We start from the raw sequence: 13609 nt of genomic DNA on the forward strand, positions 1-13609 counted from the left end.
TAGCTGTCACCCTATCCGCACAGAAAATAAAACTATTCTGACGCACCATATAGCGGTTTTCAAGCGTGGTGAGGTATGCCCTATGCCCTATGCCCTATGCCCTATGCACGTCGGGTACCTCATGTTACCGAGAAAGGCTATACTTGCTACTTGCTAACTTCAAACGGCGTGTATTTCCCCCCCAAAGCTTCGACGATGGCGCGAGTATTAGCCGACATCATTTTCACATAAGAATCGCCCTCGCTTCCGGGTGCCCCAATCGAATCCGAATAAAGTTGCTGCGCCGCCAATTTCACCCCCGCTTCCTCCGCCACTGTTCTAATCAGTTGCGGGTTAATTGTAGTCTCAGCAAAAATAGCAGGAACTCCCGCAGATTTCACCGATTCTACTAACTTTTGCACCGTTTGAGCGCTCGGCTGTTCCTCGGTACTAATCCCGATCAAACTGTTAGCCTCTCCCAATCCGTAGGCGCGGCTGTAATATTGAAAAGCATCGTGACTTGTGACTAATTTGCGCTGCTTTTCGGGAATAGTTTTAATCTCTTTTTCGATCCAACTATCCAAACGTTTTAACTCTTCAGTAAGTTTCACAGCATTCTGCGTAAACTTCTCCCGATCTTCCGGCGACAGTTCGATTAGCGCATCCCGAATTGCTTCCACCATTTGAACTACATTTTCCACATTTCCCCAAACGTGCGGATCGGGTACAGTATTGCCTTGTTTATTCAGTAGCAAAGGCTTGACGACTTCCCCCACTGCTAATTTCCGCGCCTTAATTCCGGCGGCATTCATCATCCTAATTAATCCCGGTTCCAAATTGTAACCGTTATACAAAATTAAGTTAGCTTGTTCTAAAGCTTGAGAATCTTTTGGCACCGGTTCGTAAACGTGAGGATCTGTTCCCGGCTGCAAAATTCCTGTTAACTGAATTTCGTCGCCCGCTAGTCGATCGGTCAAATCCTCAATAATTGTGCTGGTAGCAACTACCTTGGGTTTAGCATCTGCCTCTGGAGAGAGGCGATCGCCCTGGGTTTGAGCGCAACTAAATAAACCCACAGTCAAAATGCCGCAAGCAATAGTTCTAATCCAAAATGCCTTGGACTTGTCCCATCCAGGGGCGGCGGTTTCCATCCCCGACTCACGGCTAAACTCCCCTTTATCAAGTTGCTTCACAATTGCCGTCGGTTTTAACTCACATCTTGCACCATTCTCAATTACTTGCTTAGGAACAGGCAAGATGCCTGTTCCACAAGAAAACTGATTCTTTGTGGAACGGGCATCTTGCCCGTTCTTGAGAAGGGTGGAAGATATCAGTTTTAAGTCACATCTGACACCATTCTCAATTACTTGCTTAGGAACAGGCAAGATGCCTGTGCCACAGGAAAACTGATTCTTTGTGGAACAGGCATCTTGCCTGTTCTTGAGAAGGGTGGAAGATATCAGTTTTAAGTCACATCTGACACCATTCTCAATAACTTGCTTAGGAACAGGCAAGATGCCTGTGCCACAGGAAAACTGATTCTTTGTGGAACGGGCATCTTGCCCCTTCTTGACGGGCAGGATGCCCACCCCACCAGAAAACTCACTCTTTGTGGAACAGGCATCTTGCCTGTTATTGAGAAGGGTGGAAGATATAAGTTTTAACCGACTTGAGATTTTCGCCGCCAAACCTATGGTTTGAGGGGTTTCGAGCTTGCACTGTCCCATTATCTACCTCTCGTGCGTTCCAGATTATTCCTATTTACCGATGATTTCATATTCTTTTCATTTTTACAGTAAACTTAATAAAAAGGAGATAGACTCACCGCCATGAATACCGCCGCCTTCCCCAACGAGAATCCTTGGTCTAAAATGGTTTGCCACCTCAAAGACAGCGCTACCGACACTGAAATTATCGCTGTTAAGCACTTAGCAGTAAACTACCGCACGGTAGAGGCACTCAGAGATATCAATCTTTCCGTCAAACCGGGAAGGCTGACGGGTATTATTGGCCCCAACGGTGCCGGCAAAAGCACCCTAATCAAAGCAATGTTGGGCTTAATTCCCGCCGATCGCGGCACTGTTACCTGGGGCGAAGAAGCGATCGCCGATCGACTCGAAACAGTAGCCTACGTGCCCCAGCGATCGCAAATTGACTGGAACTATCCCGCCACCGTTTGGGATGTCGTGATGATGGGAAGAGTCAGAAAAGCCGGATGGTTTCGCCGCTTCTCGGCAGCTAGCCGCCGCACCGCTGCCGATGCCTTAGAAAGAGTAGGCATGAGTGCTTACAAAGACAGACCGATCGGGCAACTTTCCGGCGGACAGCAACAGCGAGTATTTCTAGCTAGAGCCTTAGCGCAAGAAGCTGCTATTTTCTGCTTTGATGAGCCGTTTGTCGGCGTTGACCAAAAAACTCAAAATATTATTTTTGACATCTTCCACGAGCTAGCAAATGCCGGGAAAATCGTCTTAGTAGTCAACCATGACTTAGGCGAATCAATCACCAATTTTGACGATTTAATTTTGCTAAATACAGAACTGATTGCCGCTGGTTCGCGCCAAGAAGTGCTAACAAAAGAAAACCTTTACCGCGCCTACGGCGGACAAGTAATGTTCTTTGCCGGACAAGCAGCTTAATTAGCCAGCAGTCATTAATGTAGGAGTTACGCTCTCGATCCCGGTTTCTTTGATAATATTGGGTTTGGCAACGATAAATCTCGGATAAAACCGGGTTGCTTTGGTTGTTAGTCATTAATTAGCTGTTATTTTATCGTTTTATGATACAAACCTTAATTGAGCCGTTGCAGTACGGATTCATGCAGCGATCGCTCCTAATTGCCATTCTCGTCGGCATCGTCTGCGCGATCGTCGGCAGCTACCTAATGGTACAGCGGCTGGCCTTGCTCGGAGACGCCATCAGCCACTCGGTTTTGCCCGGATTGGCGATCGCATTTATTCTCGGAGCAAACATCTTTCTCGGTGCTTTCATTGCCGGAGTTTTGAGTACAGTAATCATAGCTTGGATCAAAGCTCGATCGACAATCAAAGAAGACGCCGCAATGGGCATCGTATTTTCGGCATTCTTCGCCCTCGGCATCACCCTAATTACGATCGTCCAAAAAGACAACAAAATCGACCTCAACCACTTTCTTTTCGGCAACATCCTCGGCGTTACCCCCCAAGATGCGATCGACACAGCCGTCATAGTCGCCGTAGTCTTATTAGTTGTAGTATTCTTTTACAAAGAACTGCTATTTTACACATTCGATCCATTAGGAGCCCAAGCAACAGGTTTGCCAGTAAACCTGCTCAACTTCGGACTGATGGTACTCATCGCCCTCACAATAGTTGCCAGCCTCAAAGCCGTTGGCGTAGTGCTAGTTTTGTCCCTATTAATTACACCCGCAAGTACCGCCTATCTCCTAGTCACTCGCCTGCACCAAGTAATGATTTTAGGCGCAATAATCGGAGTTATTTCCAGCATTAGCGGAATGTATCTCAGCTACTTTTATAACTTACCATCCGGGCCCGCAATAGTTTTAGTTGCATCGGGGTTATTTGTGCTATCATTGCTCTTCAGTCCCACTCAAGGCATCCTCACCCAGCCCCGCACACACTCCGGCCAAATTCCTCCAATCTGGCGAGAATTGAAAAATTTAACCAAAGGCCGATAACAAATAACTTTGTAGTAACTCACATCTTGCACAATTCTCATGAACAGGCTTTTCGGCCTGTTCCACAAAGAGTGAATTTTCTTGTGGAACAGGCCCTTAACAGGCTTTTCGGCCTGTTCCACAAAGAGTGAATTTTCTTGTGGAACAGGCATCTTGCCTGTTCCTAAAAGGCTTATTGAGAATGGTGCAGCATCTCAGTAGTAACGCTTCAGCGCCGCCCATCCCATTGTTAATAAAAATCTTCGTTAATCCCTGTGGATGGGCGCTTCAAAAAAGCCTCTTCAATTAATCCGCGTAACTGCGAATCGTCGGCTGCATCCAGATTTGGTAAAAACGGTTTTTTTTAGGAGTGCGACAAAGCAAAAATGGGAGGCTGTCGCAGCGGGCGATCGCAACTGCGAACTATTGGTCACAAAAAACTGTACAATAACAAAAGTTAAAATTTCCCGCAAACAGCTCTACTAAGTTAAAAAAACATGACCGTCAAAGTAGGAGACACCGCACCCGATTTTACCTTACCATCTCAAACTGGCACATCAGTCAGCCTCAAAGATTTTAAAGGTAAAAAAAACGTCATAGTCTACTTTTACCCCAAAGACGACACACCCGGATGCACGACTCAAGCTTGCGCTTTTCGAGATAGTTACGAAGTCTTCAAAGACGCAGGTGCAGAAGTCATAGGAATTAGCGAAGATACCCAACAATCACACCAGCAATTTGCCACCAAATATCAGCTACCCTTTACACTGCTGAGCGATACCGGCAACAAAGTGCGGCAATTATACGGAGTTCCAGCTACCCTGTGGATTATGCCCGGTAGAGTAACTTATGTCATTGACAAAGAAGGCGTTGTCAAGCATATTTTTGACTCCATGTTAGACTTCAAAGCACACGTTGCCGAAGCACTCAAAACTTTAGAAACCATCAAAAGTTAGATGGACTTTCTTAAATATATTGTTGGTAGTGAGGACGAAAGTAATCAGGGCTGTTTCGGGGCAACCACGGGGAGTAGGGGTCGGATTGCCCCTACGGAAAACCAGGATTTTGTAGGGGCGGTGCCCCCGTGCCCGCCCCCAGCCACAGATGATTTCAGGGGAATTTCAGGCATCGGGGCAACCACGGGGGGTTTGCCCCTACAAGAAAATGAAACCGCCCTGCAAAAGTCCTCATGCCTCATTGTCTAAAAAACCATAAAAAACTAAATTCCTGATTCCGAACTAAGGGTTTTTAGTGAAGAAGAAAGTTCTGAGACTAGAGATTTTCCCGTACCCAAGTTTTAAAAGCTTGAATAGCGTGGGTTCTACCAGCAACTTGACTCTGCTGAGTGTACTGATTCACCAGTTCGACAATCGGGATATTGGGGAAAGTAGGACTAACATCAGACTCAATATATTGTTCGGCTTGCAAGACGTTGATTTGTAGCCCTCGCCGTGCGTATCGCCAAAGTTCCGGCACTCCTAGAATTTGATAATTATCCAACTGCGTGCGAGAGGTGAGATCAATTTCTATAGCTAAGTCTGGGGGCGGATCAACACTCATATCGAGGCGATTTTTACCGATAACGGCTGCTTGATTTTGGATGTAAAAACAGGTATCCGGTTCGACAGCCTGACTCATGCGTTCATTTTTCAACGTTGTGGAACCTAACGACTCAAATGCTATTTGTCGTGTTTCCAACAAAATTTTTACCATGTCGCCAATAATTTCCTTGGCTTTTTCATGTTCGGGCAGAGGAACCATAATTTCTAACCGTCCGTTACTATAGGAAAGTCGGGAAGCACGACGTTCTCCCAATTCCGCCAAAATACTTTCAAATTGTTGCCAGTTAACATCCTCAACCAGTAATTGCTGACCCGGTTGAATCTTTAATTGTCTTAACTCCAATAGCATAATTGTTCATCCGTTTTCTCTAGGAAATATCACGCAAGTCGTGACTACGAATCATTATCTTAAAAAACCAAGAAAGGACTAAAGTCCTTACTAAAAACTCGTGGTTCGTAGTAAGGACTTTAGTCCTTTTTTGCTAACGGCTTGCAGCCATTAACAATTAGCACTCAGCAATTATCTAGCTTTTCGCAACACTCGATTTTTCAGATGTAGCGCTTTCGGCAGTTTTGCCATTTTTGCTATTACCGTTACCGTTGCTGTGACGGGGTTGGATAACTCCATAGCCACCGTGAGTCTTTCGTTCGTAGAGTACGTTAATTTCGTCTGTTTCCGCATTACGGAACATATAGAAATCGTGATCGATAATCTGCAATTGTTCCAAAGCTTGTTGCACAGTCATTGGAGGCATGGCAAAATACTTAGTCCGTACCACCTCAGCAGGAAGTTCGGGAGTTCGATCGCCAATTAGATCCGCTACTACAGGATGTTCTTCAACTGCCGTAACCGTTTTAACACTACTGTGGGTCTTGTTGTCGTGGCGTTTTTCCTTAAATTTCCGCAGTTGACGAGCTATCTTGTCGGCAACCAAATCGATGCTGGCATACAGGCTTTCCGTGCTTTCTTCAGCCCGAATAACGCTGCCGTTAGCATAAATTGTCACCTCAGCAGTCTGCTTAGGATTGATCCTGGGATTACGAGCCACCGATAGATGTATGTCCACTTCTGTAGTCAAATTTTGAAAATGGCTAACTGCCTTTTCAACCTTTTGATTGACGTACTCGCGAATCGCATCGGTGATTTCTATATTTTTACCCTGGATAACAAGCTTCATAGAGCTCCCTCCCTTCTGTAACTTCGGTATATTTTATACAGTAGCACTATGTATTCTCGAAAACACTTATCTTCCAAATCTTTTATTATATGTTGACAATTCTTGATTTAAACTGCGCCAATATTCCGTAATAACACTATTGACTTTTTTGCATGATTTATCCTCTCATCCCTCAACAGTTAAATGCACAACCCTGCTTGCTCCTCGATTGGGGACAAGTTCCCTACTCCCAAGCTTGGGAAATCCAGCAAAAACTTGTGCAAGAACGCCGCGACAAGCCAGATTTGCCAGATGTCCTGATTTTGCTGGAACACCCGCCGGTTTACACTTTGGGAATGGGAGCAAAGCTGGAATTTCTGAAATTTGACCCAAGCCAAACTCTGCCGGAACTGCACCGAGTTGAGCGGGGCGGCGAGGTGACTTACCACTGTCCGGGCCAATTGGTGGGCTATCCGATTTTAAATTTGCGCCGTCACCAGCCTGATTTGCACTGGTATTTGCGGCAGTTGGAGGAAGTGCTGCTGGGGGTGCTGGAAGTTTTGGGGTTGAAGGGTTCGCGGGTTCCCGGTATGACTGGGGTTTGGGTGGATGGGTGCAAGGTAGGTGCGATCGGCATTAAAGTCAGCCGCTGGATTACGATGCACGGTTTTGCTTTAAATGTTTGTCCGGATCTGGCCGGTTTTGGGCAAATTGTACCTTGCGGGATTCCAGATAAACCTGTTGGGAGTTTAGAGCAGTTTATCCCCGGAATTGAGGTCGATCGAGTGCGATCGATCCTTGTCGCTGAGTTTGCTCGCGTTTTTGCAGTGGAAATTGTGCGATTCCCTACGGGATAGCTTCGCTTCACGAATGTGTAGGGTGCGTCGCTGTCCACCTTACTCCTAACGATCGCATTCGGTTCTTTAAGTGCGATCGGGCTCGTCTTCCTCATACACCATTAAATCGCCCGGTTGGCAGTTTAGCGCTTTGCACAGAGCATTGAGAGTGGATTCGTCAATTCTCGTGAGGCGACGGCGGGTTTTGAGTCTCGAAAACGAAGTTGGGTGCATTCCCACCAAAGCAGCCAACTCTTTATTGCTGATATTTCGCTCGGCCATTACAACTGCCAATTTCCAACGGATGACCACTGTTGATGCTCAATTAATAGCCTGGAGTTTGCAAGCTGATGTTACCATCCCGCAACCTTCACTATCCTTTAATTAACCGCTACGGTAAATTATTTGAGGTTGGCAGTTGACTAATTTGGGAAACTGAGCTATACTCAGAATGTCCAAACGGAAAAGCGATCGCCCCTTTGCCTCGAAAACTCAAGGGCGATCGCTATCCGACCATTTTGTAGTTAAAACTCATGATATCACAACCAAAGTCAGTTCCCGAACTCCTGCGCGAAGAAATTACCGGCGCACCCACCGACAAACAACCGATCCGATTGTTGATTTGCGGGTTTAAAGCTGTAACGTGATTCTTAGACAAAGTTACCCATTGATGGAATTTTTGGGTAACTCTCTAGCAAGTCTCTCGATAACGTCACTAAGACTGCTTGCGGTAAGCTGAACTCGTTTTTCCTCTAACCACTTAGTAGCAGTCTCGGTCAGGCTTAGGTTGACCTTACGTTTAGGCTCGCTGTAAATCTTTTTTCTAGGCATTTTGTTGTTCCGCATTTATTCCGCATACAATAAGAGTAAAGCAGAAATGAGGTAAAAGCAAATGTTACTCAGTTTCAAGACGGAATTAAAACCTAATAACAAACAGGTGACTAGATTTCGGCAACATTGCGGATTAGCAAGACACGCTTACAATTGGGCTAATTCGATTATACTTGAAACATTAAAAATCAGGGAGACGGATAAAACTGTTAAAATCCCTTCTGCAATTGATCTTCACAAGCGCTTAGTAGCGGAAGTTAAACATGAGCATCCCTGGTATTACGAATCTTCCAAGGCAAGCCCGCAGCAAGCTCTGACTGAATTAAGAACGGCATGGGATAGATGCTTCAAAAAGGTATCTAAACAGCCTAGATTCAAAAAGAAAGGTGTATCGAGTGACTCCTTCTACCTCGAACAAGGAACCAAAGCAAAGCCAGGAATTAATAACGACGGCAAGCGTGTCAAGTTACCTAAGATTGGCTGGGTTAGGCTACACGAACCATTACCAATTACGGCGTTCCACAACTGCGTAATCAGTCGAAAATCTGACAGATGGTTCATTGCTTTTAAGTGCGAAATTGAGCAGCCCGCAGCTCGCTCTGACCGTCCTACCATCGGAGTTGATATCGGCATCAAGCAGCTAGCTGTTTGTTCTAACGGTGAGGTCTTTGCGAACCCCAAAGCTTATCGTCGGATGAGCCGTAAAATGAAACGTCTGCAACGGCGTGTCTGTGCGCGAGTCAAAGGGTCTAATAACCGCAATTCGGCAATCGCTAAACTAGCCAAGCTGCACCTAAAAGTGTCAAACATCAGAAAAGATGCCATTCACAAGTTAACAACTTACCTCGCCAAAAACCACAGTGAGGTCAAGATTGAAGATTTAAATATTAAGGCATTTTTGAAGAACCACAAATTAGCTGGTGCAATCGCTGATTGCGGCCTGTACGAATTCAAGCGTCAACTTGAATATAAAACCGAAAAGTTTAACTCAAAATTGACGCTTATAGATCGATTCTTTCCTAGCAGTCAAATTTGCTCAAGTTGCTGCAATCATCGGCATAAAATGCCATTAAGAGTCCGAGCGTTTGAATGTCCCGGTTGTGGAAATATTCAAGACCGTGACTTGAATGCCGCAAGAAACATAGAACGTTGGCTTGAAGGAATATTTATTCCAAAACGTTCAGAATTGGCGGTGAGTTCCACCGTGTCAGCCTGCGGAGTAGACAAACCCGATAACAGTCATGTTATCACTACTGTGAAACAGGAAGTTAACACCACAAGCACTCATGTCCAGCTAAGTCTAGATTTGCGTAGCTATGGGTAAGTTTTTCAGGACGGATTCCCAAAGGAGTGGAAAGCATCATCAATTTACTTCACGTCTTGGGTTTTGCAGAAGTTGGGGAATGGAGCCCGCCTTTACCCTCCCCTCTAGCAGGTGAAGTAATGCGGATTTTAACCCGTTACTGGAAAGAATAATCTTTAAGGGCGATCGCCCTTTCTTGAGTGAAGGGCGATCGCTCTTAAATTATCAACAACATCAGGCTCAATTCTCCACCCAATCACTTAAAAACTCCACACTAAGGATGCTAAATATCGAATCGAATTAACGCGGCGGTGTTTGCGAGACTTGGGGGTATAATGCGCGATCGCGGGCTTCTCTAACCTCAGACAGAAGCAAGACCGATGCAGAAATACGTCCTAAGAGTTTTGCGCTCGCCCCTAGCGTCAGGTAAGCTTCTTGTTAATTATTGCGCTTTGCTCAGGAGAAAAAATTTATGCCAGATATGTCCGGTCAAGACCCCTCGGAAATTAAAATGGCGACGGTTGATGAAGAAGAAAAAGGCGCAACGTTTAGCGGTACGGTCATCCTTGCTATCGATGTCGATGGTCCTGGGGAAGTTCTTTTCTTCAGAGACTTTTTGATTGAAGATTATAAAGGCGAACTTAGCGCTTATCTGGCAACAGATGGCAATATAACGAAAAGCATTGATTTAGGCGAACTTAAGCATAAGAGCGGCAGCTTTAAGCTGCCAATTCCGCTGGGGACGGATACATCACCCTACAATACCGTCGTGCTGCGCGACGAAAAAAGCAAGAAAAAAGTTGTGACGATCGAGCTGTAAAATTTGCAATTTAGCTCGTAGTTCAGCCAAATTCGTTAGCGCAGCCCTCGAAGAGGATCGCCCTTTTTTTCGTGAAGTGCGATCGCCCTTAAATTAAGGTGCGTCACTTTCGATCCAACAGTCGAGTTGTAAAGTGATGCACCCTAATTTTTAAAATGGAATCGGATCGTAATCGGGATTGTCAGCTTCGTTAGACGAACCCGACTGGCGATCGGACTCAGAATTTGAAGACTGATGCGAGTTCCAATCCGAACTAGACGTGCGGTTAGCGCCGCCTGGAGCGCTGTTAGAACTGCGCTTGTGCGAGCCTAAAGGTACTACATTGCTCGGCACATTAGCCGGGGCGCTGTCGCGAATTTGAGCCGGTTCCGGGGCGGTTCTAGCTGGGGGAGCCGCACTCATGGCATCGGCGCCGACACTGTAAATCCTTTGAGCTGTCAGTTCAGCGCGCTTTTCTTTAATACCATCTCTTTCGATCGTATTCATGCTCAGCCGTCCCTCAATAATCACGCGATCGCCCTCGTGATATTTCTCGTGAATTTCTTGAGCAAAATTTCCCCATCCTATCACTTTCAAATGTTCGGGTGGATCTTCGGGTTTTGGGCCGGGAAACTGCACCAACATCTCAGCGATTTGAAGTTGATTGTCAGGAGTATAACGTAGTTGCGGTTGTTGAATTATTTCCGCCATCAAAATGCAGCTATTCATCTGTTCTCTGTGCGTAATTGGGAATTGGAAGAAGAAGGAAGAAGGAAGAAGGAAGACGGAAGAAGGAAGACGGAAGAAGGAAGAAATAGCTATCCCTGTACCGATGACTTGTGCGTCTTGCTTTGGGGAATTGCCAATTGCCAAGTGGTAATGGGTAATTACGGATTTTTCGGCGCCCGATCGCTATTAGTTGTCACCGATGACGGATTACACGTGACCAAATTTATCTTGGAGAACCGCCGCCTCGGCTTGACTGACAAAATCGTGAACGAGGGCGCGGTACTCCTTCAACGTTTCAGATACCCAATCTCGATCCTCACTGTTGGCGAAGATATGAACGGTCGGTTCACTAGCATCGGGTAAAACTAATACCCAATTGTCGTCGCTGTAGTTAAAAATCTTCACTCCATCTAATAATTCTAAACGATCGGGCGAATGAGTTTCTACTAAATGTCGCATCAGCGAACCCTTGATCGTCCAAGGACAGCGGACGCTGTAACTGCGGTGGGTGATGCGGGGAAGTTCCGCCTTGATCTGTCCGAGCGATCGCTCCTGAATCGTCATCATTTCTATCACTTTAGCAATGCAGAACATTCCGTCAAATCCGGGATGCAACTGCGGGAAAATAAAACCCATAAGGCTGCTGCCGCCCAAAACCACATTCGGGTTCCTGTTAGCAGCTTCCATCAAAGCAGTTGGGTTCGCCTTCGTGCGGATTACCTTGCTTTGATAGCGTCGGGCGATCGCCTCCACCGCAGAAGACGCATGAACCGGCACTACTACTGTACCTTTGGGATGAGAAGTCAGCATCAAATTTACCATCAACGCCGTCAGCATTTCCCCACGAATCGCTATCCCAGACTCATCTACCAAAATGAGCTGTTCGCCGTTAGCCGATACCTGCACTCCAAAATTAGCGCTGAGTGCTTTCACCACCCGGCCAAGTTGGTCGAGCAAATATTCCCGTTCCCCGTTGCTTAGAGAAGTCTGCTTGAGGCTGGCATTGAGGACCACCGCATCGCAGCCGAACTTGGCGAGCATTTGGGGCAGAATTGCTCCAGAAACCGCGTAAACGTAATCGATTACCACCTTAGAATTGCTGTAGCGTATTGCCTCAACATTCATCTGCCTCTCAAAAATGCGGTTGTAAACATCGAGAGCTTGGTTAAAGTAGGTCATCTCTCCTATTTCGGGAATTAGAGCTCGGCGCAAATCTTCCTTAAAATAAGCCCCCTCGATTTTTTTCTCAGCTCCTTTAGTAATATTGATGCCTTTGATATCGAAGAATTCAATTAAAATGTGGTCGGAGCGATCGGGCGAAATGCGAACGTGGATGCCGCCAGCAATCGACAGCGTAGACGAAACCGTGCGCGCGATCGGAATTGCCGTCGATTCCAAATTGATCACATTAATTCCCACCGACATCAAACCCGCAATCAAAGACCTCGAAACCATCCGCGAAATGCTCCGCTGGTCGCGAGAAACCGATACCGCAGTCCCGGGTTTCAAAGTCGAGCCATAAGCCGCGCCCAATTTCACTGCAAATTCCGGGGTAACATCCACATTTGCCAGTCCTTGAACCCCACGCTGACCAAACAAATTCCGCTTAGCTTGTTCTCCCCAAATTAAATTTTGATTTAACAGGGCGCCGGATTCAATATTTTTGCTCGGCCAGACGCGCACGCTTGGCCCCACTTGTGCTTCTTCTCCCACGATGGACATTGAACCGACGACAGCACCTTCTAGGACGTGAGCGCGCCTGTCTACGCGGGTACTCCGGCAAATCACGCAGGCCCTCAGATGAGCGTCTTCGCCGACAATTGCTCCGTTCCAGACGATGGGACGTTTGAGGTTGGCATCGGCCCCGACTGTCACGTTATCTCCGATCACAGTACCTGCATCGAGTTTAACTCGGGCTCCAATTCGGCAATTGTTGCCGATCATGACCGGTACTTCGACGATCGCGCTATCGTCAATAAAAGTATTCTGACCTACCCAAAGTCCCGATCGAACTTCGTTGTAGTAGCTCAAATCCAGTTTGACCTTTCCCCGCAGCGCGTCGTACTGAGCTTCCCGGTAAACATCTAGCTGGCCGACATCGCACCAGTAACCTTCGGCGATGTAGCCGTACATCGGCTCGTTTTTTTCCAGTAGCAGGGGAAACAAGTCTTTGGAGAAGTCGCACTCCTGATGTGTCGGCAGGTAATCCAAGACTTCGGGTTCTAAAATATAAATGCCGGTATTGATAGTATCGGAGAAAATTTCGCTGCTAGAAGGCTTTTCCAGAAAGCGACTGATGCGGTAATTTTCCTCGGTAATCACGACCCCGAATTCCATCGGGTTGGGAACGCGAGTTAAAATTAACGTGGCTTTGGATTGCTGGCTGCGGTGAAATTTGATCGCTGCGGTTAAGTCGAAGTCTGTGATGCTGTCGCCGCTGATGACCAGAAAAGTGCGATCGAGCAGTTCAGCAATATTTTTGACGCAACCAGCCGTACCCAGCGGTTGGTCTTCCTCCACAGCGTAAGTCATTTGAACGCCAAACTCTGCCCCGTCAGTAAAATATTCGCGCATGATATCGGGAAGGTAGTGCAGCGTCGCAATAATTTCCGTAATCTGATGCCTTTTTAGCAAATTGATAATGTGTTCTGCGATCGGGCGATTAAGAATCGGCACCATCGGTTTGGGCAAATCGCACGTCAGGGGTCTGAGCCTCGTTCCCGATCCCCCAGCCATCAGCACTGCACGCATAAAATCC

At 46.6% G+C, this 13609-nt stretch carries 14 protein-coding genes; 8 read left to right on the forward strand and 6 right to left on the reverse strand.

Annotated elements, in window-relative coordinates:
* Positions 1 to 146: 146 nt before the first annotated feature.
* Positions 147 to 1706, reverse strand: a complete 1560-nt coding sequence (locus tag QUB04_RS32565) for a metal ABC transporter substrate-binding protein (RefSeq protein WP_445301076.1) — start codon at positions 1704 to 1706, stop codon at positions 147 to 149.
* Between the two features lie 102 nt (positions 1707 to 1808).
* Here QUB04_RS32565 and QUB04_RS19990 point away from each other — a divergent pair, with 102 nt between their 5' ends.
* The 3 genes from QUB04_RS19990 (at position 1809) to QUB04_RS20000 (ending at position 4590) form a co-directional block, all read left to right on the forward strand.
* The gene (locus tag QUB04_RS19990) at positions 1809 to 2618 is read left to right on the forward strand and encodes a metal ABC transporter ATP-binding protein (protein ID WP_333286992.1); all 810 of its coding nucleotides are present in this window, start codon (positions 1809 to 1811) and stop codon (positions 2616 to 2618) included.
* A gap of 140 nt (positions 2619 to 2758) precedes the next feature.
* Positions 2759 to 3655: a metal ABC transporter permease gene (locus tag QUB04_RS19995; protein WP_333286994.1), complete on the forward strand. Its 897-nt coding sequence runs from the start codon at positions 2759 to 2761 to the stop codon at positions 3653 to 3655.
* A 476-nt stretch (positions 3656 to 4131) separates the two neighbouring features.
* Positions 4132 to 4590 (forward strand): peroxiredoxin, encoded by a 459-nt coding sequence (locus QUB04_RS20000; RefSeq protein ID WP_333208814.1) that lies wholly within the window; start codon positions 4132 to 4134, stop codon positions 4588 to 4590.
* 316 nt (positions 4591 to 4906) lie between these two features.
* Here QUB04_RS20000 and QUB04_RS20005 read toward each other — a convergent pair whose 3' ends face one another.
* A complete protein-coding gene (locus QUB04_RS20005) occupies positions 4907 to 5545 on the reverse strand; it encodes a Uma2 family endonuclease (RefSeq protein ID WP_333286996.1) in 639 nt (212 codons plus the stop codon).
* Positions 5546 to 5720: 175 nt separating this feature from the next.
* Entirely contained in the window at positions 5721 to 6374 is a 654-nt protein-coding gene (hpf, locus tag QUB04_RS20010) for a ribosome hibernation-promoting factor, HPF/YfiA family (protein WP_333143055.1), read from the reverse strand.
* A gap of 152 nt (positions 6375 to 6526) precedes the next feature.
* Between hpf and lipB the strand changes: the two genes are divergently transcribed.
* Positions 6527 to 7210, forward strand: coding sequence for a lipoyl(octanoyl) transferase LipB (gene lipB, locus QUB04_RS20015; RefSeq protein WP_333286998.1), 684 nt, complete (start codon positions 6527 to 6529; stop codon positions 7208 to 7210).
* Between the two features lie 66 nt (positions 7211 to 7276).
* Here the strand turns inward: lipB and QUB04_RS20020 are convergent, their stop codons facing one another.
* Positions 7277 to 7501, reverse strand: coding sequence for a helix-turn-helix domain-containing protein (locus tag QUB04_RS20020; RefSeq protein ID WP_333107432.1), 225 nt, complete (start codon positions 7499 to 7501; stop codon positions 7277 to 7279).
* Positions 7502 to 7640: 139 nt separating this feature from the next.
* Between QUB04_RS20020 and QUB04_RS20025 the strand changes: the two genes are divergently transcribed.
* From QUB04_RS20025 to QUB04_RS20035, 3 genes are all read left to right on the forward strand, one after another.
* On the forward strand, positions 7641 to 7823 hold the full coding sequence (locus QUB04_RS20025) for a hypothetical protein (protein ID WP_333287001.1): 183 nt from the start codon (positions 7641 to 7643) through the stop codon (positions 7821 to 7823).
* A 258-nt stretch (positions 7824 to 8081) separates the two neighbouring features.
* Positions 8082 to 9344 carry an RNA-guided endonuclease TnpB family protein gene (locus QUB04_RS20030; protein WP_333287002.1) on the forward strand — a complete coding sequence of 421 codons (1263 nt, stop codon included), beginning with the start codon at positions 8082 to 8084 and terminating at the stop codon, positions 9342 to 9344.
* Between the two features lie 451 nt (positions 9345 to 9795).
* Entirely contained in the window at positions 9796 to 10143 is a 348-nt protein-coding gene (locus tag QUB04_RS20035; RefSeq protein ID WP_333287004.1) for a hypothetical protein, read from the forward strand.
* A gap of 150 nt (positions 10144 to 10293) precedes the next feature.
* On the opposite strand, the gene QUB04_RS20040 is transcribed toward QUB04_RS20035, so the two are convergent.
* Positions 10294 to 10851, reverse strand: coding sequence for a single-stranded DNA-binding protein (locus QUB04_RS20040; protein ID WP_333287006.1), 558 nt, complete (start codon positions 10849 to 10851; stop codon positions 10294 to 10296).
* On the opposite strand from QUB04_RS20040, the gene QUB04_RS20045 reads away from it, so the two are divergent.
* Positions 10838 to 11002 carry a hypothetical protein gene (locus QUB04_RS20045; RefSeq protein ID WP_333287008.1) on the forward strand — a complete coding sequence of 55 codons (165 nt, stop codon included), beginning with the start codon at positions 10838 to 10840 and terminating at the stop codon, positions 11000 to 11002. The genes QUB04_RS20040 and QUB04_RS20045 overlap by 14 nt on opposite strands.
* Positions 11003 to 11058: 56 nt before the next feature.
* Here QUB04_RS20045 and QUB04_RS20050 read toward each other — a convergent pair whose 3' ends face one another.
* Complete coding sequence (locus QUB04_RS20050; RefSeq protein WP_333287010.1) at positions 11059 to 13602, reverse strand: mannose-1-phosphate guanyltransferase; 2544 nt, start codon at positions 13600 to 13602, stop codon at positions 11059 to 11061.
* Positions 13603 to 13609 lie beyond the last annotated feature (7 nt).

This window comes from Microcoleus sp. D2_18a_B4 (assembly GCF_036702475.1).
Classification (GTDB): Bacteria; Cyanobacteriota; Cyanobacteriia; order Cyanobacteriales; family Microcoleaceae; genus Microcoleus.

Coding starts and splice junctions, on each gene's coding strand:
- QUB04_RS20025 (WP_333287001.1), top strand. CDS start 7,641: ATGTCCAAACGGAAAAGCGATCGCCCCTTTGCCTCGAAAACTCAAGGG.
- QUB04_RS20045 (WP_333287008.1), top strand. CDS start 10,838: ATGCAGCTATTCATCTGTTCTCTGTGCGTAATTGGGAATTGGAAGAAG.
- QUB04_RS20000 (WP_333208814.1), top strand. CDS start 4,132: ATGACCGTCAAAGTAGGAGACACCGCACCCGATTTTACCTTACCATCT.
- lipB (WP_333286998.1), top strand. CDS start 6,527: ATGATTTATCCTCTCATCCCTCAACAGTTAAATGCACAACCCTGCTTG.
- QUB04_RS20030 (WP_333287002.1), top strand. CDS start 8,082: ATGTTACTCAGTTTCAAGACGGAATTAAAACCTAATAACAAACAGGTG.
- QUB04_RS20050 (WP_333287010.1), bottom strand. CDS start 13,602: ATGCGTGCAGTGCTGATGGCTGGGGGATCGGGAACGAGGCTCAGACCC.
- QUB04_RS20035 (WP_333287004.1), top strand. CDS start 9,796: ATGCCAGATATGTCCGGTCAAGACCCCTCGGAAATTAAAATGGCGACG.
- QUB04_RS19990 (WP_333286992.1), top strand. CDS start 1,809: ATGAATACCGCCGCCTTCCCCAACGAGAATCCTTGGTCTAAAATGGTT.
- QUB04_RS19995 (WP_333286994.1), top strand. CDS start 2,759: ATGATACAAACCTTAATTGAGCCGTTGCAGTACGGATTCATGCAGCGA.
- QUB04_RS20040 (WP_333287006.1), bottom strand. CDS start 10,851: ATGAATAGCTGCATTTTGATGGCGGAAATAATTCAACAACCGCAACTA.
- QUB04_RS32565 (WP_445301076.1), bottom strand. CDS start 1,706: ATGGGACAGTGCAAGCTCGAAACCCCTCAAACCATAGGTTTGGCGGCG.
- QUB04_RS20005 (WP_333286996.1), bottom strand. CDS start 5,545: ATGCTATTGGAGTTAAGACAATTAAAGATTCAACCGGGTCAGCAATTA.
- hpf (WP_333143055.1), bottom strand. CDS start 6,374: ATGAAGCTTGTTATCCAGGGTAAAAATATAGAAATCACCGATGCGATT.